Below are 22,951 nucleotides of genomic sequence, written 5' to 3'. Positions count from 1 at the left end.
GCCCTCTCGCTACGTGGTTTTTGTTCCGTCGCAAGAACAATCATCCCAAGCCAGAGGGCATTTGCGTACCCAGACACACCCCAAACACCCACACCTTCCCGTCACCCTCCCTCCCCACCCGCATCTCCCTCCCCCACCTCACCGAAAGGACGCTCCGCTCCGCATCCCCTTCCTTGATCGCCGCCGCTCATCGAAAGGATCGCTACTGCTATGTCCTTGAAACGACGACTAGGCGTGCTCGTCACGTCGATGGTCACGGCTCTGACAGGCGTCGCGCTACCGGTGCAAACCGCATCGGCGCACGAAGCGGCCACGGTGCTCGTGTTCTCCAAGACCGCGGGCTTCCGGCACGATTCGATCCCCGACGGGATCAAGGCGATCAAGGAACTGGGGGTGCAACACCACTTCGGGGTGGAAGCCACCGAGGACGCGGCGGCCTTCACCGACGCGAACCTCAAGCGCTTCAACGCGGTGGTCTGGCTTTCCACCACCGGTGACGTGCTGAACGCCGACCAGCAGGCCGCGTTCGAGCGGTACGTGAAGGGCGGCGGCGGGTACGTGGGCGTGCACGCCGCCTCCGACACCGAATACGACTGGCCGTGGTACGGCGAGCTGGTCGGGGCGTACTTCAAGTCCCACCCGCAAATCCAAAAGGCCGACGTGAAGGTCGAAGACCACGACCATGTGTCCACTCATGCCCTTCCGGAAACCTGGCCGCGGACGGACGAGTGGTACAACTACCGCGAGAACCCGCGCAGCAACGTCCACGTGCTCGCGAGCCTGGACGAGAAGAGTTACCAGCCCGGCGACGGCGCGATGGGCGATCACCCGATCGCCTGGTGCCACGAGAACTCCGGCGGCCGCTCCTGGTACACCGGCGGAGGGCACACCAAGGAGTCCTACACCGAGCCTGCCTTCCGCAAGCATCTGGCGGGTGGCATCGAGTACGCCACCAAACTGAGCGAGGCGGGCTGCGCCAAGACCCAGGAAGACCCGGTCGACGCGGACTTCGACCAGATCACCCTGGCCAAGGGCGAAGAGAAGACCGGCGAGCCGATCGCGCTTTCGGTGCTGCCCAACCGCGACGTCCTGCACACTTCGCGCGACGGCCGCGTCTGGTACACCAGTTCCGGCGCCACCACGAAGCTGGCCGCGACGATCCCCGTCTACAACCACGACGAGGACGGCCTCCAGGGTGTCGCCATCGACCCGGATTTCGCGAGAAACCGCTGGGTTTACCTGTACTACGCGCCCAAGCTGAACACCCCGGCCGGTGACGCCCCGCAGAACGGCACCCCGGCGGACTTCGAGCCCTTCAAGGGTTACAACCAGCTTTCGCGGTTCAAACTGACCGCCGACAACAACTTGAATCTCGCCAGTGAGCAGAAGATCCTGCAGGTTCCCGCCGAACGCGGCATCTGCTGCCACGCCGGTGGCGAGATCGACTTCGACGCACAGGGCAACCTCTATCTGTCCACAGGGGACGATTCCAATCCGTTCTCTTCCGACGGGTTCACCCCGATCGACGAGCGCGCCGACCGCAACCCGGTCTACGACGCCCAGCGCACCTCGGCCAACACGAACGACCTGCGCGGCAAGGTGCTGCGGATCAAGGTCGGCGCTGGAGGCAAGTACACCGTCCCCAAGGGCAACCTGTTCCCGCGCGGTACGGCCAAGACCCGGCCGGAGATCTACGCGATGGGCTTCCGGAACCCGTTCCGGTTCGCCGTCGACCGCAAGACCGGTTGGCTCCACCTCGCCGACTACGGTCCCGACGCGGGCGCGGCCGACCCGGCTCGCGGACCCGGCGGCACGGTCGAATTCAACCTGATCAAGAAGCCGGGCAACTTCGGCTGGCCGTATTGCATCGGTGACAACCAGCCGTTCATCGACTACGACTTCGCCACCAAGCAGTCCGGCGCCGCGTTCGACTGCGCCAAGCCGAAGAACACCAGCCCGCGCAACACCGGCCTGACGGATCTGCCCCCGGTCGAGAAGGCCTGGATTCCCTACGACGGCGGTTCGGTGCCCGAGTTCGGCACCGGTCCGGAGTCCCCCATGGGCGGACCGGTCTACCAGTACGACGCGAAGAACCCGTCGCAGACGAAGTTCCCGGAGTACTTCAACGGCAAGACCTTCGCCTACGAATGGGAACGTGGCTGGATCAAGGAGATCACCGTCGGCCCGAACGGCGAACGCGGTGCCATCAAGCCGTTCTTCGACTCGATGGAGCTGGTCCGTCCGATGAACGTCGAGTTCGGGCCGGACGGCGCGATGTACGTCCTCGACTACGGCACCGGCTACTTCGGCGGCTCCAAGGAATCCGCGGTCTACCGCATCGACTACACCAAGGGCAGGCGGACGCCGGAGGTCAAGGTGGCGGCGGACAAGACGTCCGGCCAGGCACCGCTGACCGTGAAGTTCGACCCGGCCGGGACGAACGACCCCGACGGCGGCGCGCTCACCTACGCCTGGGACTTCGACGGCAACGGCACCACCGACGCAAGCGAAGCGGGCCCGGTTTCCCACACCTACTCCGCGAACGGCCAGTACACGGCGAAACTTTCGGTCACCGACGCCACCGGGCTGACCGGGGCGGCGAGCGTGGTGGTCACCGTCGGCAACACCGCGCCGGTGGTCACGCTGAAGACGCCGGTCAACGGAAGTGTGTTCAGTTTCGGGGACACGGTCCCGTTCAAGGTCGAGGTGACCGACGCGGAGGACAACCCGATCGACTGCTCGAAGGTGACCGTCGAATACATCCTCGGCCACGAGGGCCACGGGCATCCGCTGAGCCGCGCCACCGGGTGTGAGGGCACCATCGCCACGCCGGCCGACGAAGGCCACGGCGCGGACGCCAACGTGTTCGGCGTCATCAACGCCAGCTACACCGACAACGGTGCCAACGGTGTTCCGGCGCTCACCGGCGAGGCGGAATCGCTGCTGCAGCCCAAACTGAAGCAGGCGGAGTTCTACACGCAGTCCAGCGGGATCGAGGTCGTCGGCCACGACGGCGCCAGTGGCGGCAAACGCGTCGGCCACCTCGAATCCGGTGACTGGATCAAATTCGACCCGGTGAACCTCATCGGCGTCAGTGGTATCGGCTACCGGGTCTCCTCCGGAGGAGCGGGCGGCACGATCGAGGTCCGCTCGGGCGCGGTGGACGGGCCGCTGGTCCAGACGGTCACCGTCGCCAACACCGGCGGCTGGGACACCTATGCCGACATCCCGGCCTCCGCCATCACCGACCCCGGCGGCACCGGCCCGCTGTTCCTCGTGTTCCGCGGCACCGGTTCCGGCGGTCTGTTCGACCTAGACGCGATCACCTTCGAGGAGTCTTGATGAGCCGTCCGATCACGCTGTTCACCGGCCAGTGGGCGGATCTGCCGTTCACCGAGGTGTGCAGGCTGGCCAGCGAATGGGGCTACGACGGCCTCGAGATCGCCTGTTCCGGCGACCATTTCGAGGTCGATCGCGCACTGTCCGAAGAGGACTATGTGCCGGGGCGCCTGAAGCTGCTGGCCGATCACGGCCTCAAGGTGTGGGCGATCTCCAACCACCTCGTCGGGCAGGCCGTCTGCGACGATCCGATCGACGAACGCCACCAGGCCATCATCCCGTCCCGGGTGTGGGGCGACGGTGCACCGGAAGGCGTGCGGCAGCGGGCGGCGAAGGAGATGGCGGACACCGCCCGCGCGGCGGCGAAACTCGGTGTGGACACGGTGATCGGCTTCACCGGTTCGAAGACGTGGAAGTACGTCGCGATGTTCCCGCCGGTCTCGCAGGCGGTCATCGACGACGGCTACACCGACTTCGCGAACCGGTGGAACCCGATCCTCGACGTCTTCGACGAGGTCGGCGTGCGGTTCGCCCACGAGGTGCATCCGTCCGAGATCGCCTATGACTACTGGACGACAAAGCGTGCGCTCGAAGCCGTCGGCGATCGTCCGGCGTTCGGGCTGAATTGGGATCCTTCGCATTTCATCTGGCAGGACCTCGACCCGGTCGGGTTCATCCTCGATTTCGCCGACCGGATCTACCACGTGGACTGCAAGGACACCAGGAAACGGTTCGACGGACGCAACGGCAGGCTCGGCTCGCATCTCCCGTGGGGAGACCCCCGACGCGGCTGGGACTTCGTTTCGACCGGGCACGGCGATGTGCCGTGGGAGGACTGTTTCCGCGCACTGAATTCGATCGGCTACTCCGGTCCGATCTCAGTGGAGTGGGAGGACGCCGGCATGGACCGGCTCCGGGGCGCGGCGGAAGCCGTGACCTTTCTGCGGGGGCTCCTGTTCGACAAGCCGTCGGCGGCCTTCGACGCGGCTTTCAGCAACCAGAAGTGAGGGCGGTTTCATGTGCGGTGAAGAAGCTGAGCGGTTCCACTCCCGGCGGACACTCCTCCGAGGTGCGGCGACGGCGGCGGTCGCGGTGGGGGCGGCGGTAGCGCTGCCCAGTGTGGCCAGTGCGGCCACCGAGGGACCCGGCCACCACGGACGGGGCCGGGTCCCGGTGGACAAGATCAGCATCCAGCTCTACTCCCTGCGCACCGCGTTGCAGGCCGATCTGCCGGGAACCCTGTCCGCGCTCGCGGACATCGGCTACCGGAAGGTCGAACTGGCGGGCACCTACGGCCGCACGGCCGAGGAGTTCCGCGGCCTGCTCGACAAGTTCCACCTGCGGGCGACGTCCACGCACACCGGTATCGACGGGGATCTCGACAAGACCATCGCGGACGCGAAGATTCTCGGGAACACCCGGGCGAACGTGCCGTGGGCCAACTTCGACACCATCGAAGGCTGGAAGCAATTCGCCGGCCGCCTCGACACGGCGGCACGGAAGTTCCGTCAGGCCGGTATCCCGCTCGGCTACCACAACCACGCGCACGAATTCGCACCCATCGGCGGCGTGCGTCCCTACGACGTGCTCACCAGGAACACCAACCCGCGGTACGTGCACCTGGAGATCGACCTGTTCTGGGCGGTGGAAGGCGGGGTCGACCCGGTTTCGCTGTACCGGCAGCACTTCCCGCGCGTGGTGCAATACCACGTCAAGGACCGGACCGCGGACGGGAAGATGGTCGACCCCGGCGCCGGGGTCATCGATTTCCCGCGCATCTTCTCCCGCACCCGTCCCCATCTCGCCGAGTACATCGTCGAGCACGACAACCCCACGGATCCCTTGAGCACCGCGCAAGCCGGATTCCGCTATCTCCGTAACGTCCGCTTCTGACTGGGGAATCCACAATGGACAAGCAGAAACGCGGGCTGTCCCGCAGATCGATGCTCGCGGGCACCGCGGCCGGGGTCATCGCCCCGGTCGTGGTGTCGGCCAGCGCCGGATCGGCACCGGCCGCCGCGGCCGGGATGACCCGCAACATCACCGTGTACGCCGACTACGTTCCCGGTTCGACCCGGGTCGGCTACGGGCTGGAGCCCGGCAAGCCGACGATCCCCGGACCGCTCCTGGAGTGTTACGAGGGTGACACGCTGGTGATCGAGCTGGTCAACAACACCGACCAGCGGCTCTCCATCCACCCCCACGGTGTCAACTACGACACCAAATCCGACGGTTCCCCGTTCAACGATTCCTTCAACAAGCCCTATGAGACCAAGACCTACACCTGGAAGACGCGGACCGCCTACCAGGCTGCCAACGGGTTCTGGATGCCGGGCAGCGCGGGGTACTGGCACTACCACGACCACGCGTTCGGCGGCGACCACGGCACCGTGGGCCTGATGAAGGGCCTCTACGGCGGTCTGATCGTGCGCAAACGCGGGGATCTGCTGCCGAGCAAGCAGTTCACCGTGGTGTTCACCGAAATGTGGGTCAACCACCAGGTCGCCCCGAACACGCCGATCTTCGAGGCGAACCTCGGCGAACGCGTCGAGTTCATCTGCATCGGCCACGGCAACCTGATGCACACCTTCCACCTGCACGCGCACCGCTGGGCGGACACCCGCACCGGCATGCTCACCAGCGCGACCGACAACGCCCCGATCGTCGACAACAAGACCCTGGACCCGGGCAACTCCTTCGGGTTCCAGGTGATCGCCGGTGACGGCGTCGGGCCGGGCGCGTGGATGTACCACTGCCACGTCCAGCAGCACTCGGACGACGGCATGTCCGGGGTGTTCCTGGTCCGCAACGCCGACGGCGGGATGCCCGCGGGCGCCCAGGAGGCGATCGACCGCTTCAAGGGTCATCACCACCCGGCGTCCACTCCGGACGCCACCGGCGCCTCGGCTCACGCACACCACTAGTCAGGAGTGGGGGATGGGCGCCGGTGAGTGGGGGGGCCGGGTTGGTCGTGAGTGGCGATTCGGGTTCTAACCCGAATCGCCACTCACGACCACCTGTACCGCCCACCCCACCGCGGCCCTGCCCTTCACGTGTTTCCCCTCGATAGTCTTCGAAAGGAGCGAGAACTTGAGACGAATCTTTTCGCGCCGTCGGCTCCGCAGACGGTCACTGGCCGCACTGGCGGTCGGCGCCGTCGTCACCTCCGGGCTTCCGCTGGCCATCGCACCGGTGACCGCCGAAGCCGCGACGAACGTCCCGGTCAACGTCCTGGTCTTCCACGGCACCGCCGCGGACCAGAAGGACCCCGTCCTGCGCGCCACGGACGCGATCGCGAGCCTTGGCCAGGCGAACGGCATCTCCGTGTCGTCCTCTTCGGACCCCGCGGTGTTCACGAGCGCGAACCTCGCGAAGTACCGCGGCGTCGTCTTCCTTTCCGCGCAGGGCATCACGCTCAACCGCGACCAGGAAACCTCGCTGCAGAACTACATGAAGGAAGGCGGCGGTTTCCTCGGGTTGTCGGACGCCGCGCGGGCACAGGACGGCTCGCAGTGGTTCTCCGGGCTGATCGGAGCGCGCCCGGTGGGTGCGCGTCCCACGCCGGAGGCCGTCGCCTCGGTCACCGCGAGTGCGGAAAACGCGCCCAACGAGGGCAAGGACAAGCTGGCCGACAACAACGAGAACACCAAGTGGCTGGCTTTCGCGAACACCGCGTGGATCGCCTACAAGCTGGCCGCGCCGGTCGCGGTGAGCAGCTACGCGCTCGTCTCGGCGAACGACTTCGCCGGGCGTGACCCCAAGAGCTGGACCCTGCAGGGCTCCAACGACGGGACCACGTGGACCGATCTGGACACCCGCACCAACGAGGTGTTCGCCGACCGGTTCCAGAGCCGTACCTTCACCTTCGCCAACACGACGGCGTACTCGAACTATCGGCTGAACATCACCGCCAACGCCGGTGAATCAGCCACCCAGTTGGCCGACTTCAAACTGTTCAAGGATCAGTCGACCACCCCGCCGCCGCCGGAGAGCGCTCCGGCCGAGGCCACGGTCGACGTCCTCGACAAGGCGAACCCGGCCACCGCGGGACTGCCGCAGAAGTGGGTCCGCACCGACCGGTGGCTCAACTGGGAGGTCAACCCGGTCGGCACCGTGCACACGGTCGCGCAGGTCGAGGAATCGACCTACCAGCCGGGTGTCGGCGCGAACGGCGCGTTCCACCCGATCTCGTGGTGCCGTGACTACGACGGCGGCCGCTCCTTCTACACCGGGATGGGCCGGACCGAGGCGAGCTACGGTGAGGCCCAGTTCCGCAGTCACCTCCTCGGCGCCCTGAAGTGGACCACCGGCATGGTGCGCGGGGACTGCAAGGCGGGGATCGCGGCCAACTACAAGGTCGAACGTCTGACCGGGATCAACCAGCCCGGCCAGCTGGACCAGATGGGCGAGCCGCACGGGCTCACCATCGCGCCGAACGGCCGGGTCTTCTACATCGGCCGAGCGGCTTGCGCCGGCAACGTGGTGCCCGCGCCGAACGACTGGACCAACCCCGAGATCGGCGCCGGCTGCGGCACGATCCACCAATGGGACCCGGTCACCAAGAAGCCGAAGCTGCTCACCACGCTGAAGGTGATGGGCAACCGCGGCAGCGGCGACGAACTGGTCAAGAACGAGGAAGGCCTCCTCGGTCTCGTGCTGGACCCCAAGTTCAGCGAGAACGGCTTCATGTACGCCTACTGGATGCCGCACGCGTCGGTCGACATCGACAAGCGGATCGGCAAGCGCACGGTTTCGCGGTTCACCTACGACCTGAAGAACCAGACGCTGGATCAGGCGACCCGCAAGGATCTGCTGTCGTGGGACGTCCAGGTCCACAGCTGCTGTCACGCCGGTGGCGGGATGGACTTCGATAAGGACGGGAACCTCTACATCGGTTCCGGTGACAGCAACTCGTCGCAGGGCTCCAACGGGTACTCCGGCAACAACTGGACCCAGGACTACAAGGGCGTCTCGTTCCAGGACGCGCGCCGCACCGCCGGGAACACCAACGACCTCAACGGGAAGATCCTGCGGATCCACCCGGAGCCGGACGGTACCTACACCAACCCGGCGGGCAACCTGTTCCCCGAGGCCAACGACCCCGGGAACAAGACCAGGCCCGAGATCTACGTGATGGGCGTGCGGAACATCTCGCGTCTGCAGGTCGACAAGAAGACCAACTGGCTGACCGCGGCCTGGGTCGGTCCGGACGCGACCTCGCCGAGCCCGGAACTCGGCCCGGCCAAGTACGAGACCGCCACGGTCATCACCGAGGCGGGCAACCACGGCTGGCCGTACTGCATGGGCAACAAGCAGCCGTACCGCGACCGCAGCAGCACCGACGCCGCGGTGCTCACCGGCTGGTACGACTGCGACAACCCGGTCAACACCTCGCCGCGCAACACCGGCCTGGTGAACCTGCCGCCGATCAAGAAGAACATGATCTGGTACGCGCCGGACGGCGGCGGACCGGTGTTCCCCAACCGGCCCAACAGCTCCGTCCCGACGTACAACGCGGCCGAGGCCACCTACACGCAGCCCTACCTCAAGGGCGGCGGCCAGGCGGTCATGACCGGGCCGACGTACCACCGCGAACTGGTCAACACCACCAGCGGGGTGGCGTGGCCGTCGTACTGGAACGACAAGTGGTTCATCGGTGACCAGAGCAACGGGCAGAACCGGATCGCGGTCACCCTCGACCCCACCGGCGTCGCGAAGCAGGATCCGCCGGTGTTCGCCGAGACCGTGCGGCAGATCATCCCGACCGGTGGTGGTGACACCAAGCTGAACCAGTGGATGGACGCCAAATTCGGGCCGGACGGCGCGCTGTACGTGCTCGACTACGGCGGCGGCTTCTTCACCCTGACCAACAACCAGAAGCTGCTGAAGATCAGCTACACCGGCGGCGAGGCGACCCCGTCGGCCGCGGCGGCGTCGACCATGGTGCAGAACAAGCCGCTCACCGCGGCCTTCACCGGGTCGAAGTCCGGCGGCGTCTCCTACAAGTGGGAGTTCGGCGACGGCACCATTTCCACCCAGCCCGACCCGCGGCACACCTACCCGCGCACCGGGCTCTACACCGCCAAGCTGACCGTGACCTACGCGAACGGCGAGACGGTGACCACCCGGAACTCGGTGAGCGTCGGTTGTCTCGTGGCGGATTCCAGCGCCACGGTGATGATCGGGGACACCGATACCGGGGTGACCAACCGGAACGCCGGTGGCGGCTGCACGGTCGACGACATGATCGACGACGAGAGCACGTGGACCTCCCACGCCGGTTTCGTCAATCACGTCACCCAGGCCGTGAACCGGCTGGGTGATCTCGGGGTGCTGAACTCGGCCGAGTCGGACAAGATCAACGCCGCGGCCGCCGCGTCGCCCATCGGCAACCCGGGCGTCACCGGCTACGACGCGATCTACGACGGCACGGCCGCGTCGTTCCGCAACTGGTCACAGGCGCCGTCCGGGCAGTTCGCCATCCAGCCGGACGGGTCACTGCGGCCGTCCGGTGGGCTTGGCATGCTGTGGTACTCGGCACGGCAGTACGGCAACTTCTCGGTGAAGCTGCAGTTCAAGGACATCGCGCCGACCGGCAGCGCGAACAGCGGCGTGTTCGTCCGGTTCCCCGACCCGCGCACTCCGCTGGAGCAGCGTCCGCCGGGCAGCTGTGGCACCGTCGGTTCCGCGAGGACGTCGCAGGCCTGGGTCGCGATCTACTGTGGACACGAGGTCCAGCTGTACGACGGGGCGACCGGTGAGCCGCAGAAGACCGGGTCGATCTACAACTTCGACCCGCGGCCGCTGGACCAGGCGGGTGTGAAGCCGAAGGGGACCTGGAACGAGTACGAGGTCAAGGTCGTCGGGCAGAAGTACACGATCATCCGCAACGGCGTCGTGATCAACGAGTTCGAGAACGCGCCGGGGATCAATTCGTCGAGGGCGGGCGATCCGTCGACCGACTTCCGGCAGTTCGTCAGCGGGTTCATCGGTCTGCAGAACCACGGTGACAACGACCTGATGGAGTTCCGCAACATCCGGGTGCGGCAGCTGTAGCGCGAAAACCGGCCGGGCGCGCGGGTTCGCGTGCCCGGCCGGTCTCCCTTGTACGGAAGGTTTCCCTGCGATGTCCCCAAGAACCCTCGTCGTGGCCTTGCTCGCCGCGGCGCTCGCGATCGCGGGCCTGGTGTTACCGGCCTCGTCCGCACCCGCCGTCGCCGCACCCGTCCAGACCCTGGAATGGACCGCGGGCGACAGCACCGACCAGTACCTCAGCGCGCCGTCGACCGCGGTGGCCGGCGAGACCACGATCGTCTTCAAGAACACCGAAGAGCTCGGCTCGACGATGTCGCACACGCTGACTTTCGACACGTCGACCCCCGGCTACAACCACGACGTCAACCTCAACATCCTCGCCAACCCTTATGACGACAAGAACGGCGTGCACCAGGCCACGGTGACGCTGACCCCGGGCAAGTACCGCTACTACTGCACGATCCAGGGCCACACCAAGATGTTCGGCGAGTTCGTGGTCACCGACGGCGGCGGCGCCGACACCACTCCGCCGACCGTGACCGCGAACGTCACCGGAACCAAGGACACCGCCGGGAACTACGTCGGTTCCGCGACGGTGAACCTGGCCGCCAGCGACAGTCAGTCCGGTGTGGACAAGGTCGAGTACCAGCTCGACGGCGGCGCCTGGACCGCGTACACGGCGCCCGTGGTGGTCAACAGCGTGGGCTCGCACATGGTCCACTATCGCGCTTCGGACAAGGCGGGCAACGTTTCCCCGGAAGGGATGGCGTCGTTCAGCGTCGTCACCGGCCAGCCCGGTGACACGACTCCGCCGACGGTGACCGCCGAGGTGACCGGGAACAAGGACGCTTCGGGCAACTACCTCGACACCGCCACCGTGAAGCTCACCGCGACCGACGCGGGTTCCGGCGTCGACAAGATCGAGTACAAAGTGGACGAAGGCGCATGGACCGCGTACACCGCTCCGGTCGCGGTGTCCGCGCCGGGGATGCACATGGTCTCCTATCGTGCCTCGGACAAGGCGGGCAACGTATCGCCGGAGGGCATGGCGCATTTCACGGTCGTCAGCAGCGACACGACCGCGCCGACGGTGACGTCCGAAGTGACGGGCACCAAGGACACCGCGGGCAACTACGTCGGCAAGGCGACCGTGACGCTCACGGCCACCGACGCCGGTTCGGGTGTCGGCAAGGTGGAGTACAAATTGGACGGTGCCGCCTGGATGACGTACTCGGCACCGCTCGCGCTGACCGTCGTCGGTGCGCATACGGTGAACTACCGGGCGACGGACAAGGCGGGCAACGTCTCGCCGGAAGGCACGGCGACGTTCGCCATCGTCGAGGGCGACGACAGCACCGCGCCGGTCGTTTCCGTGGTGGTGAGCGGTGATCTGGACGGAAGCTGGTCCTACATCGAGGACGCGACCGTCAACCTGACCGCGACCGACACCGGGTCCGGAGTGGACAAGGTCGAGTACAAATTGGACGGTGCGGCCTGGGCGGTCTACACCGCGCCGGTCAAGGTGACCGCGCTCGGCACGCACACGCTGACCTACCGCGCGTCGGACAAGGCTGGCAACGTCTCGGCGGAACAGGGCGGCGCGTTCACCATCGTCGCCGCGCCGCCGGGTCCGGACGCGTGCCCGGACTCTGACCTGCGGGACACCGTGATCCTCGGCTCGGCGGACAGCCAGGTCGAGAACCGCGACACCGGCAACGGCTGCACGATCAACGACGTGCTCGACGACGAGTCGGACTACTCGTCGAACGACCAGTTCGTGGCCTACGTCAGCGCGGTGACGCAGGAACTGCTCGACCGCGAAGTCGTCTCGTCCGATGAGCGGAATTTGATCGTGACGGCGGCGATCGAGTCCGGCATCGGCGGCTCGACCACCGAGCCCGAACCGCAGAAGAGGCCGGAGACGAAGAACCCCGGCATGAAGAAGGTCGTCAAGACCCCCATCCGGGACGTCTGAGCGGCTCCTCGTAGCGCGTCCAGCCCGCCCAAGTACATGAAGGCCCCCTTCCTTGCGCCTAGGTACAGGAAGGGGGCCTTCATGTACCTAGGCGGAGGTGAGGGCCACGACGCCGGTTACCTTTTCCGCGCCGCGCTCGTCAGGTCCATGACGGATCAGGCGCGAGAAAGGTAACGACATGACCGGCGAAGCCCTGGCCAACGCGTTCGAGGAGCAGCGCGGGCGACTGGTGGCGGTGGCACACCGGATGCTCGGCTCGCGCGCCGACGCCGAGGACGCCGTCCAGGAGGCCTGGTTGCGGCTGGCCCGGCAGGACGCCGACACGATCGACAATCTCTCCGGCTGGCTGACCACGGTCGTCGGGCGCGTCTGCATCGACGTCCTGCGCTCCCGCAAAACCCGCCCCGAGGATTCGTACGACGAGCCGCCCGAACTGGTGGTGTTCGAGGACTCGCTGGAAGAAGACGCGATGCTCGCCGAGTCGGTCGGCGTGGCGTTGCTCGTGGTGCTCGACATGCTCAGCCCCGCCGAGCGGCTGGCGTTCGTCCTGCACGATCTGTTCGCCGTCCCGTTCGCCGAAGTGGGCGAGATCCTCGGCAAATCCCCGGACGCCGCCAAGATGCTCGCCAGCCGCGCGCGCCGGAAGGTGCAGGGACGGCGTCCGGCCGACGAATCATCGCAGCGTGCCGTGGTCGACGCGTTCCTCGCGGCCGCGCGCGAAGGGGATTTCGAGGGCCTGATCGAGCTGCTCGACCCCGACGTGACCTGGCGCTCGCGGACGCGGCACGGCGAAGTCGTGCGGCTGGGTGCCGTCGAGGTGGCCACGCGCGTCCAGCGCGGGGCGCGCGCCGCCGTCACCACGCGTGGCGCGCTGGTCGACGGCAAGCCGGGGATCGTGTCGTGGAGCAAGACCGGCAAGCTGCTCGGCGTGATGGCCTGCACGGTCGTCGACGGCCGGATCGCCGAGATCGACTCCGTGAGTGACCCACGTCGCCTCGAGGCCATGGGTGTTACCTCTTGGGAGCCTTCCTCGTCGAAGTAAGTGAACACCGACGAGAGAAGGAGAAATCCCATGCAGGCAAGGCTCGAATTCCTCAAGACCGCTGTCGCGCCGAAGCTCGTGAAGCATTTCGTCTCGGCCGCGAAGGTACTCGACAGGACCGAACTCCCCGCGGCGACAAGGGAATTGGTGAACATCCGGGCCAGCCAGATCAACGGCTGCTCGGGCTGCCTCGACATGCACACCAAGGACGCCGCGGCGGCGGGGGAGACCACCACCCGGCTGAACCTGATCGCGTGCTGGCGCGAGGCGACGGTCTTCACCGAGGCCGAGCGCGCCGCCCTGGAACTGACCGAGCAGGGCTGTCGCATCGCCGACAGCGCCGGTGTCACCGACGAGGTGTGGGAGGCCGCCGCCAAGCACTACGACGACGAGCAGCTCGCCGCGCTGGTGACCCAGATCGCGCTCATCAACGCCTTCAACCGGCTGAACGTCATCACCCGGCAGCCGGCGGGCGACTACACACCCGGCCAATTCGCGCACTGAAACCCCGGAAGTACGTGAAGGCCCCCATCCTTGCGCCTAGGTACAGGATGGGGGCCTTCACGTACTTACGAGCTCAGGAGCGGTGCTTCGCCCGCCCGAGGATGCGACGGCGGTTGTGGCCGTTGGTGCGTTCCTCGTGAAGTTCCTTCAGCGACAGCATCATCGCGTCTTCCTGCTTCATCAGCGGGTCGTCGCGCAGATCTTTCCAGACCGACACGCACAACCCGACCATCACGAACACGAACGGCACCGCGATCAGGATGGTGAGATTCTGCAGACCGGTCAGCGCCTTGTCCCCGCCGACCAGCAGCATCACCGCCGCGACGGCGCCCATCAGCACACCCCAGAAGATCACGACGTTCTTCTTCGGATGCACGCTTCCGCGCTGGGACAGGGTGCCCATCACCACCGACGCCGCGTCCGCACCGGAGACGAAGAAGATGGACACCAGGATCATCACCAGGATCGCGATCGGGACGAACCACGGCAGTGTCTCGAGCAGTTCGAACGTCGCCGACTGGGCACTGCCCGCGCCCGCGATGTCGGTACCGGCCCGCTGCCTGCTGATCGCCGCGCCGCCGAAGATCGCGAACCAGATCAGGCTCACCACGCTCGGGATCGCGATGACGCCGAAGATGAACTGGCGGATGGTGCGGCCGCGGGAGATCCGGGCGATGAACATGCCGACGAAGGGCGTCCACGAGATCCACCACGCCCAGTAGAAGACCGTCCAGCCACCGAGCCACGTCTGCATCTCGTCGCCGCCGGTCATCCCGGTCCGGCCGGACATCTCCGCCAGCTCGCGGAAGTAGTCGCCGATGGCACCGGGCACGATGTTGAGGATCAGCACGGTCGGCCCGACCACCAGCACGAACACCGCGAGCACCGCGGCGAGCACCATGTTGATGTTGGACAGCCACTGGATCCCCTTGGCCACCCCGGACACCGCCGAGGCGATGAACGCGATGGTGAGGATCGCGATGATCGCGACCAGCAGGCCCTTGCCGGGGTTGTCGATCCAGCCGACGGCACCGAGGCCGCCGCCGACCTGGAGCGCGCCGAGACCGAGGGACGCGGCCGAACCGAACAGCGTGGCGAAGATCGCCATGATGTCGATCGCCTTGCCCAGCGGGCCTTCGGTGCGCCGCTTGCCGATCAGCGGGGCGAACACCGAACTGATCAGCTGGGTGCGGCCCTTCCGGAAGGTGCTGTAGGCGATCGCGAGACCGACGACGGCGTAGATCGCCCACGGGTGCACGGTCCAGTGGAACAGCGTCGTGGCCATCGCGGTGTGGACGGCTTCGTCGGAATTCGGGGCCGCGGTGCCCGGTGGCGGGCTCGCGAGGTGGGAGACCGGTTCGTACACACCGAAGAACATCAGGCCGATGCCCATTCCGGCGCTGAACATCATCGCGATCCACGACGACGTGCGGAATTCGGGAAGTTCCTTGTCCCCGCCGAGGGGGATCCGGCCGTAGCGGCTTATGGCCAGACAGACCGCGAAGAGCACGAAACCGCTCGCGGTGAGGACGAAAGCCCAACCGCCGTAAGGGATTACGGCGTCGTTGAGGAGGGTCGACGCGACATTAGCGAGGCTCTCCGGCGCGAGCACGCCCCAAAGAATGATCGCGAGCGCGAGGGCCGCCGCCACACCGAAGACGGTGCGGTCGGTCGTGGCGGGTCGGTCGGCGGCGAGATCGAGGGGGACGTGCTCATCGGGCGGGTGCCCCGGACCTGTCGTATCCGGTGCGTGTGCGAGGTCTGTCGCGGTCTCGGCGACGACCTCTTCTTCCGCTTGCTTACCGTCCTGCGAACTCATATTCAGCCGCGCCGGTGACAGCGCGATCTCCTTCCGCCCGAGTTAACCCGTTTGCACCACTGCACCCTAACCAGAAAACTGGTAACCGGCAGAAAATGCGGCACATGAGGTTTAGACCCGTGATTGTGGGTCCGACCTCGGCGGATACCGCCTTGCTCCCGGTTCCGGCAGCGGAACGTGTCCCTTGCGACACCGGCGGTCAGAGGATCGCGGGGCGGTTCAGCCGATTTGGTTGCTTTCCCACCGTCGCAAGAGATTCGTGCTTTCGGTGCCGTCACCGCCCGCGACGTGCGGGTATCCCTGCCGTGCGTGGTTGCGCTGCAGGAGGTAGGTGACCAGGGCGAGGAGGGCGAGGGTGACGATGAAGGCGGTCATGGCAGTAAGTTTGCGCCACTCGACATTCTGCCAAAAGTGGCTGTTCTGTCGTTGTGCGTCAAAATCCTGCCAGCTATGCTTCGGCGCATGATGCAGAGCGTCGCCGTGGTGCTGATGGACGATTTCGCCCCCTTCGAGTTCGGCGTCGTCTGCGAGGTGTTCGGCGAGGATCGCTCCGATGACGGAGTGCCACCGCTCGACTTCCGCGTGTGCGGGGAGCGGGCGGGGGAGCAGTTGAGCCTCGGCCACGGCGTCAAGGTGACCCCGGAATTCGGCCTCGAAGCGACCGAGGACGCGGACCTCGTCGTCGTCCCCGCCTGCGACGTGCGTGACGAGTATCCGGCCGCGGTGCTCGAAGCGCTTCGCGCGGCTTCGGCGCGGGGAGCCATCCTGCTTTCGGTCTGCACTGGCGCGTTCGTGCTCGGTGCCGCGGGCCTCCTCGACGGCAGGCGGTGCACGAACCACTGGCGCCGCAGCGCCGAGTTCCGGCAGCGGTTCCCGCAGGCCATTCTCGACCCGGACGTCCTCTTCGTCGACGACGGCGACATCATCACCAGCGCGGGGACCGCCGCCGGTATCGACGCCTGCCTGCATCTGGTCCGGCGCGAGCTGGGGTCGGCCGCGGCCACCGTGATCGCCCGGCGCATGGTGGTGCCGCCGCAGCGCGAGGGCGGACAGCGTCAGTTCATCGAGACGCCGATCCCGGAATGCACCAGTGACAGCCTCCAGCCGGTGCTCGCCTGGATGCTCGACACCCTCGACCGGGAACATCCCGTCGCGGATCTCGCGCGCCGCGCCCAGATGTCCGAGCGCACCTTCGCCCGCAAGTTCGTCGCCGAGACGGGCACCACGCCGCACCGGTGGCTTTCGGCACAGCGAGTGCTGCACGCGAGGTCGTTGCTGGAGGAAACGACGCTGGGCATCGACGAGATCGCGCGCCGCTGCGGGTTCGGCTCGGGTGCCTTGCTGCGGCACCATTTCCACAAGGTCGTCGGGGTGTCCCCGCAGGACTACCGACGCACCTTCGCGCCGCAGCGCGTCTAGTCCACGGCTAGTCCGTGTCCGGTAAGGACGGACGGTCAGAGACGGAAGACGGTCAGGTATTCCGCGTCCCGCACCACGTAACCGAACCGGGCACGGAGTTCGCGGACGACCGCGCGCATGTGCTCGGCGCCGTAGACCACGCCGATCGTCCCCGGTTCGTGGTGCCGCTGCTCGTGCAGCCCGGCCAGCGCGTCCACGAGGAGTTTGTCGCGGCTGCCGCTGATCAGGTCGTCGAATTCGGGCATCATCTCGGCGGATTCGGTCCAGGAATCGTCCTCGTCGTCGACGGTCAGGAACCGTGCCAGCATCGCGCGGGTGCCGAAGCCGCGCAGGAACACGCCCAGCGCGGGGGCCAGCAGCGACATCATCAGGCGGTCGCCGAGCGGGACACGACGCCAGCCTTCGACGAAATCCGCGCCGTGGAGGTCCGGACGGATGGTCGGCGCGGTGAAGGTGTCGGCCTTCAGGTCCTGCACCACCAGCCCGAGGCGTTTGTTCTGTGCCGCGAGGCGGTAGCTCGCGGTCAGCCGGGACGCCGATTTCGCCTCCCCGACTCCCTCGGCCACCACCACATCGCACGCGTTCGCCTGCCGTCGCACGGTGTCGAAGTACGCCTGCGTGCCGAGGTGCACCATGGGGAACAGTCGGAAAGTGAGCGCCGACCCCTTGGCTCGCAGCGTCAGTACCACGGCGCGGACGTCCAGTTCGTTCGCGACGATGATCTCCATGGCCACCACCTCCCGGTCCCTGAGGAACGTGCGGCGGGGCCGGGAGGTTGCCTACTCTTTCGGCGCCTTGGTGAAGAGGCCAAGGGACTGGGCGACGACCGCTCCGCCGACCAGCAAGGCGATCGGCAGGGTCTTGATCCAAAAGGCGCCCGCGTCGAGCGAGACCAGCAGGGCGATCAGCCCGCCGGCCAGCGCGGCCAGCACGAGCATCCCCAGCGCGACGCGAGGCTTCGAGATCATGTGTCCTCCAAAGTGGTTCTGGAGGAGCAAGCCTGGCGGCGGCCCCGGCGGGGAACGAGGTCATTTTTGCCGGTCGCTCAGCGGCAGCGTGAACTTCCGTCGACGGAGGTCCACGACGGATACGGCGCGACCTTGGCGACGTTCAGCTTCACGCATTTTCCCTGGCCCTTGGCGACCTTGGCGGTCACGACGACGACCGCGAAGCCCGCCGCGCACGCGCCGTTGCCGGGGGCGGGAATCGCACTGCACAGTCCGGCCGCGGCGAGGCCGTCCCTGGCGATGGTGTTCGTCGCCTGCTTGCTGAAGACGTAGCTGCAGGTGGCGATCCCGCAATCGAAGTCCCCGGTCACCGTCGTCTCGGCGGCGTTCGCCGGTGCGGCCGGTGCCAGTACGGCGGTGCCGACGGCGAGGGCGGAAAGCAGTCCGATCTTCCTGGTGGTGTTCATGTCGACCGTCCTTTGTGGTCAAGTGCTGGGACGTGATCGACGCTAGGAACGGCCGCTTGGCAGCCGCTAAGGATCTTGAAAGCGAGCGCGGGTTTTGTCCTTCGGACAGGTGATCATCGCCGGTTCTGTTCCTTCGTTCGAGTGACAAGCCGTTGACAGTGCCGCTGACCCACGTGGTTGCGGCGCGGGCGCATCCGGACGTACGATCAGGGCACTCGTACAGGACGAACGACCTAGGAGGCGATGGTGGCGGATTCCCCCGCCGCGGCGCGCGGTCAGCTGGTGCGGCGACGGTTGCTGGAAGCCGCGGTCGCGCTGGTACCCGAACGCGGCTGGTCCGCGGTCAGTACCCGGATCCTGGCCGAGCGGGCGGGTGTCACGCCGAGCGTCGTGCACTACCACTTCCCTTCGCTGCAGGCCTTGCTGATCGAGGCCGTGCTGGGGGCGATGCGCGAGGTCGCCGGAGCCTTCGAGCCGGTGCTGGAAACCGCCGAAACCCCCGAAGCCGCGGTGGACGCCGTGCTGGCGTCGATCGGCGGGTACTCCGGCACGGATCCGATGTCGCTGCTGTTCACCGAGGCCTACCTGGCCGCCACCCGTGACGAGACCCTGCGACAGGGGATCCGGGACGTGCTCGCCGGACTGCGGACGAAGTTCGGCGGCTGGCTGGCGGAAAACGGAGTGGCGGACGCCGATGGTACGGCCGCGGTGCTCTTCGCCACGGTGGACGGGCTTCTGCTGCACCGCGCGCTCGAACCGGAGTCCGACCCAGTGGCCGTCGCGACCGTCCTGCGCCGTCTCGTCCGCTGAACCGAAAGAAAGGAACCCCGATGAAGGTGGCGATCTGCGGTGCCGGGATCACCGGGCTGGCACTGGCGCACCGGCTCGCGGCGCGAGACGTCGAGGTGGTCGTGCTGGAACGAGCCGCGGGGCCGAGGGAACAGGGCTACATGATCGACTTCTTCGGCCCGGGGTTCGACGCGGTCGAGGAGATGGGTCTGCTTCCCCAGGTCGAAGCCGTGGCATACCGAGTGGACGAGGCGACCTTGCTGGACGACCGTGGCCGTCGGCGGGCGGCGATCGACTACGTCCGGTTCGCCAAGTCGGTGCGGGGCCGCCTGTGCAGCATCATGCGGCCCGATCTGGAGCGCGTACTGCGGACCGAACTGCCGTCCACAGTGGACGTCCGGTTCGGGGCGGGGGTCGCGGGAGTGGAGGACCTCGGCGACCGGGTGCGCGTCTCGCTGGCAGGCGGTGAAGTGCTTGAAGCCGATCTGCTGGTCGGCGCCGACGGGATCCATTCGACCGTGCGGCGGCTGGTCTTCGGTGCCGAGAAACGGTTCCTGCGCTATCTCGGGTTCCACACGGCGGCGTTCGTCTTCGAGGACGAGAAGATCCGAGAGGAGGTGGGGGAGCGGTTCTGCCTCACCGACACCATCGGGACGCAGATGGGTTTCTACGGTCTCCGCGACGGCAAACTCGCGGCCTTCGCCGTGCACCGCGCGGCGGATCCGGCCCTGCCTGGAGACGCACGAGGGACTCTCCGCGCGACGTACGGCTCGCTCGGTTGGGCGGTGCCGAAAGCCCTCGAACGCTGCCCGCCTTCCGGGGAGGTGTACTACGACCAGGTCGCGCAGATCGAAATGCCGTCGTGGAGCCGCGGTCGGGTCGTCCTCGTCGGCGACAGTTGCTACGCCGTCTCGTTGCTCGCCGGGCAGGGCGCTTCGCTGGGGATCGCGGGCGCGTTCGTCCTGGCCGACCGGCTCACGCGGGCCCGCTCGATCGAGGTCGCTTTCGCGGAGTACGAAAAGCTGGTCCGGCCGGTGGTGACCGAAAAGCAACAGGTCGCCCGCCGGGGCGCGCGCTGGTTCCTGCCCGCGAATCGGTTCCTGCTTCAGGCGCGCCGGGTCTTGCTCCGGGTGGCCCGCCTTCCGGGGCTCGAACGTCCGCTGGCGGCGGCCGTCACGGGCAAGTCGACGGCGCTCGTGACGAACCTGCGGCAGGGGGCCGAGATCCGAAGCGGGCTGGGTGGGTCGTGAGTGGCGATTCGGGTTAGAACCCGAATCGCCACTCACGAGACCGGACCTCAGCCACAGTCGCGACATCGGGATGCCCGGTGGAGGCGATGCCCGGCGAGGCGCGGCTGATGATCATCGAGCGAGTGGGTCGAGGACGGCGGGACCGGCCAGGACGCCGTCACCAGGTGGGGTGCGCGGACACGCCGCCGTCCACGGTCAGGTTGTGCCCGGTGATCCACGCGGCGAGCGGTGAGGCGAGGAACAGGCAGGCGTTCGCGACGTCGTCGGGAGTGCCGAGCCTGCTCAACGGCGCGGCCCGCGCCCAGCGCCGGACGCCGTCCCGCCAGTCGTCACCGAGCCCGGGGCGGTCGATGAGGCCGGGGGAAACGGCGTTGACGCGGATCCCTCGCGGACCGTATTCGAGCGCGGCGGCGCGGGCGTGCATGACCAGTGCGGCCTTGGCGCTGCTGTAGTGCGCGTGTCCCGGCGCGGGCTGGGCCGCCTCGATCGAGGCGATGTGGACGACGCTGCCGCCGGTCATCACCTCGGCAGCGGCCTGCGTGCAGGAGAACGCGCTGGTGAGGTTCGTGTCGAGGACGGCGCGCCAGCTTTCCGCGGACATCCCCGGCAGCGGCTCCACCGGCTGCACCCCGGCGTTGTTGATCAGCGTGTCCAGCCGTCCGGTCCAGGCGGCGGCGGCGGCCACGAGCCGTCGGCACGCACCGTCGTCGGACAGGTCGGCGGCGAACGCGGCGGCGGTGCCTCCGGCCGCCTCGATCCGTTCGACGAGCGCGTCCGCCGAGGCCTTGCCGCGGTGGTAGTGCACGGCGACGGCGCTGCCGGCCTCGGCGAAGCGCAGGGCGATGCCCTGGCCGATGCCGCCGCTGGCCCCGGTGACGAGGGTGGTGGTGCCGCTCAGGTCCAGCATCGAGTTCCCTTCGGTACCTGCCGCGGATTTCGTTTCGCGGACTGCGGTATTCGTCTGGTGTGCTGCGTCGGCCGGTTTCGCGGCGCACCCTTGGTCGGGCCGGTAGGCGCCTTGGGCAAAGTGCATCCGGACCCCGTGCCCCGCCCTGGGAAGCGGGCTCCGCAGTGGTGGTTTCGCCGCTCCGGAGCCCGCTTGCGGGTCATTCGCCATCGTGGAGCGTCTGCAGTGGCGAACGACCGTAAGCGCGGCGATAGTAGTGCGCGAACCGGCCCGGATGGAGGAAACCCCAGCGTGCGGCGATTTCGGTGACCGTGCTGCCGGTCGTGGGGTCGGCGGCCAGCAGTTCTCGGTGCGCGTGGTCGAGGCGGACCCGGCGGAGGTACTCGGTCGGGGTGATACCGAGGTGGCGGCGGAAGGCGTATTGCAGTGCGCGGATGGTGACGTGCGCGGAGGCGGCGATGTCGGCGACGGTGATGTCGCGATGGACTTCGGATTCGATGAAGGAGATCGCCCAGCGCACCGTGCGCGGATGGGCGTCGTGGCGGTCTTCGATCGTGGGCTCGGCCTTCGCGGTGTTCGGGAACGCGGTCAGCACCGCGGCCGCGAGCGACTGACCGGCGGCGGCCACGACGAGCGGGGTCCCGGCGAGCGGGAGAACCGTCCACAGGGATTCGGTGACGTAGTCGATGGTCCGGGTCAGCTGCCGGGCCGCGGCCGGGGTCACCGGACGCAGGTCGGTGAACCGGATCGGCTCGGGGCCCGCGACCTGGGACAGCAGCGGGAACGGGACGGTGACGGCCTGCATGTCCCCGTCGCCCCAGTGCGCCCCGAAGGGCTTGCCGTCCGGGTCCCCGGCGGCGATGAAGACCTCGCCGGGGCCGAATCGGTGGTCGACGCCATCGCGGTGGAAGTCCATCACCATGTTGCGGGGGTTGCCGATCAGCAACGTCGGCAGCGGGCCGACGGTGTAGGCGATTTCGTCGGTCTGCCCGCTCGAATCGATGGCGAAGGCGCCGGCGCTCAGCCTGGTGTGGCGGAACGAGTAGCCGGTCTCGCGGCCGGTCATCCGCGCGCTGGGCCCGTACATCTTCACGAGGTATTCGCCGGCCTCGTCGTAGTCGGTGGTGTGGAACACCAGATGCTGGGGAACCGGCATCGCTCCTGCGTACCCGCTTTCGCCGGGACCCGGGAGCCCGCAATCAGGTGACTGACCAGAGGTAAGTCGAAGGGTCCCAGGTCCGTGAAGGTTTCCTTCCCTACCTTGAGGGTCGTGAGTGATTTGGGTCGTTCTAACCCTCATTACCACTCACGACCGCCCGGCCGACGTCCAAGATCAGGCCTGCCCTACCGCGACTTCCCCGGGACCCTGACCTTCAAAGGAGGGAAGGGGGCCTACACGGACGCCTTGTCCCTCGATAACCGCTGGTCGGCGCTGCTGCTGCAGAGGGGCAAGGCGAA

Annotated in this window: 18 protein-coding genes; 11 read left to right on the top strand and 7 right to left on the bottom strand. The window is 67.6% G+C overall.

The window, feature by feature from the left end:
* Window positions 1-249 precede the first annotated feature (249 nt).
* From ACZ54P_RS34285 to ACZ54P_RS34250, 8 genes are all read left to right on the top strand, one after another.
* Entirely contained in the window at window positions 250-3,342 is a 3,093-nt protein-coding gene (locus tag ACZ54P_RS34285) for a ThuA domain-containing protein (protein ID WP_465465759.1), read from the top strand.
* A complete protein-coding gene (locus ACZ54P_RS34280; protein ID WP_465465753.1) occupies window positions 3,342-4,346 on the top strand; it encodes a sugar phosphate isomerase/epimerase family protein in 1,005 nt (334 codons plus the stop codon). Before ACZ54P_RS34285 ends, ACZ54P_RS34280 begins: the two co-directional genes overlap by 1 nt.
* 10 nt (window positions 4,347-4,356) lie before the next feature.
* Window positions 4,357-5,232, top strand: a complete 876-nt coding sequence (locus ACZ54P_RS34275; RefSeq protein ID WP_465465752.1) for a sugar phosphate isomerase/epimerase family protein — start codon at window positions 4,357-4,359, stop codon at window positions 5,230-5,232.
* Window positions 5,233-5,246: 14 nt separating this feature from the next.
* Entirely contained in the window at window positions 5,247-6,263 is a 1,017-nt protein-coding gene (locus ACZ54P_RS34270) for a multicopper oxidase domain-containing protein (protein WP_465465751.1), read from the top strand.
* Between the two features lie 166 nt (window positions 6,264-6,429).
* The gene (locus ACZ54P_RS34265; RefSeq protein WP_465465750.1) at window positions 6,430-10,395 is read left to right on the top strand and encodes a ThuA domain-containing protein; all 3,966 of its coding nucleotides are present in this window, start codon (window positions 6,430-6,432) and stop codon (window positions 10,393-10,395) included.
* A gap of 70 nt (window positions 10,396-10,465) precedes the next feature.
* Window positions 10,466-12,349 (top strand): OmpL47-type beta-barrel domain-containing protein, encoded by a 1,884-nt coding sequence (locus ACZ54P_RS34260; RefSeq protein WP_465465749.1) that lies wholly within the window; start codon window positions 10,466-10,468, stop codon window positions 12,347-12,349.
* A gap of 178 nt (window positions 12,350-12,527) precedes the next feature.
* On the top strand, window positions 12,528-13,391 hold the full coding sequence (locus ACZ54P_RS34255) for a sigma-70 family RNA polymerase sigma factor (RefSeq protein ID WP_465465748.1): 864 nt from the start codon (window positions 12,528-12,530) through the stop codon (window positions 13,389-13,391).
* A 30-nt stretch (window positions 13,392-13,421) separates the two neighbouring features.
* On the top strand, window positions 13,422-13,895 hold the full coding sequence (locus tag ACZ54P_RS34250; RefSeq protein ID WP_465465747.1) for a carboxymuconolactone decarboxylase family protein: 474 nt from the start codon (window positions 13,422-13,424) through the stop codon (window positions 13,893-13,895).
* A gap of 73 nt (window positions 13,896-13,968) precedes the next feature.
* Here the strand turns inward: ACZ54P_RS34250 and ACZ54P_RS34245 are convergent, their stop codons facing one another.
* Window positions 13,969-15,714: a BCCT family transporter gene (locus tag ACZ54P_RS34245; RefSeq protein WP_465465746.1), complete on the bottom strand. Its 1,746-nt coding sequence runs from the start codon at window positions 15,712-15,714 to the stop codon at window positions 13,969-13,971.
* A gap of 219 nt (window positions 15,715-15,933) precedes the next feature.
* Complete coding sequence (locus tag ACZ54P_RS34240; RefSeq protein ID WP_465465745.1) at window positions 15,934-16,089, bottom strand: hypothetical protein; 156 nt, start codon at window positions 16,087-16,089, stop codon at window positions 15,934-15,936.
* Window positions 16,090-16,176: 87 nt separating this feature from the next.
* Here ACZ54P_RS34240 and ACZ54P_RS34235 point away from each other — a divergent pair, with 87 nt between their 5' ends.
* Window positions 16,177-17,133 carry a GlxA family transcriptional regulator gene (locus ACZ54P_RS34235; protein WP_465465744.1) on the top strand — a complete coding sequence of 319 codons (957 nt, stop codon included), beginning with the start codon at window positions 16,177-16,179 and terminating at the stop codon, window positions 17,131-17,133.
* A 35-nt stretch (window positions 17,134-17,168) separates the two neighbouring features.
* On the opposite strand, the gene ACZ54P_RS34230 is transcribed toward ACZ54P_RS34235, so the two are convergent.
* From ACZ54P_RS34230 to ACZ54P_RS34220, 3 genes are all read right to left on the bottom strand, one after another.
* The gene (locus ACZ54P_RS34230) at window positions 17,169-17,861 is read right to left on the bottom strand and encodes a hypothetical protein (protein ID WP_465465743.1); all 693 of its coding nucleotides are present in this window, start codon (window positions 17,859-17,861) and stop codon (window positions 17,169-17,171) included.
* Window positions 17,862-17,912: 51 nt separating this feature from the next.
* Window positions 17,913-18,101: a hypothetical protein gene (locus ACZ54P_RS34225; protein ID WP_465465742.1), complete on the bottom strand. Its 189-nt coding sequence runs from the start codon at window positions 18,099-18,101 to the stop codon at window positions 17,913-17,915.
* Window positions 18,102-18,178: 77 nt separating this feature from the next.
* Entirely contained in the window at window positions 18,179-18,547 is a 369-nt protein-coding gene (locus tag ACZ54P_RS34220; RefSeq protein WP_465465741.1) for a hypothetical protein, read from the bottom strand.
* Window positions 18,548-18,793: 246 nt separating this feature from the next.
* Here ACZ54P_RS34220 and ACZ54P_RS34215 point away from each other — a divergent pair, with 246 nt between their 5' ends.
* Window positions 18,794-19,357: a TetR/AcrR family transcriptional regulator gene (locus ACZ54P_RS34215; RefSeq protein ID WP_465465740.1), complete on the top strand. Its 564-nt coding sequence runs from the start codon at window positions 18,794-18,796 to the stop codon at window positions 19,355-19,357.
* Between the two features lie 20 nt (window positions 19,358-19,377).
* Complete coding sequence (locus tag ACZ54P_RS34210; protein ID WP_465465739.1) at window positions 19,378-20,586, top strand: FAD-dependent oxidoreductase; 1,209 nt, start codon at window positions 19,378-19,380, stop codon at window positions 20,584-20,586.
* A gap of 157 nt (window positions 20,587-20,743) precedes the next feature.
* On the opposite strand, the gene ACZ54P_RS34205 is transcribed toward ACZ54P_RS34210, so the two are convergent.
* Window positions 20,744-21,493 carry an SDR family NAD(P)-dependent oxidoreductase gene (locus tag ACZ54P_RS34205; protein WP_465465738.1) on the bottom strand — a complete coding sequence of 250 codons (750 nt, stop codon included), beginning with the start codon at window positions 21,491-21,493 and terminating at the stop codon, window positions 20,744-20,746.
* Between the two features lie 199 nt (window positions 21,494-21,692).
* Complete coding sequence (locus ACZ54P_RS34200) at window positions 21,693-22,649, bottom strand: helix-turn-helix transcriptional regulator (protein WP_465465737.1); 957 nt, start codon at window positions 22,647-22,649, stop codon at window positions 21,693-21,695.
* Window positions 22,650-22,951: the final 302 nt, after the last annotated feature.

The organism is Amycolatopsis sp. NPDC034160, from assembly GCF_055575355.1.
Note: the sequence above shows the minus strand (reverse complement) of the source record. Positions and strands in the feature narration are given on the sequence as shown.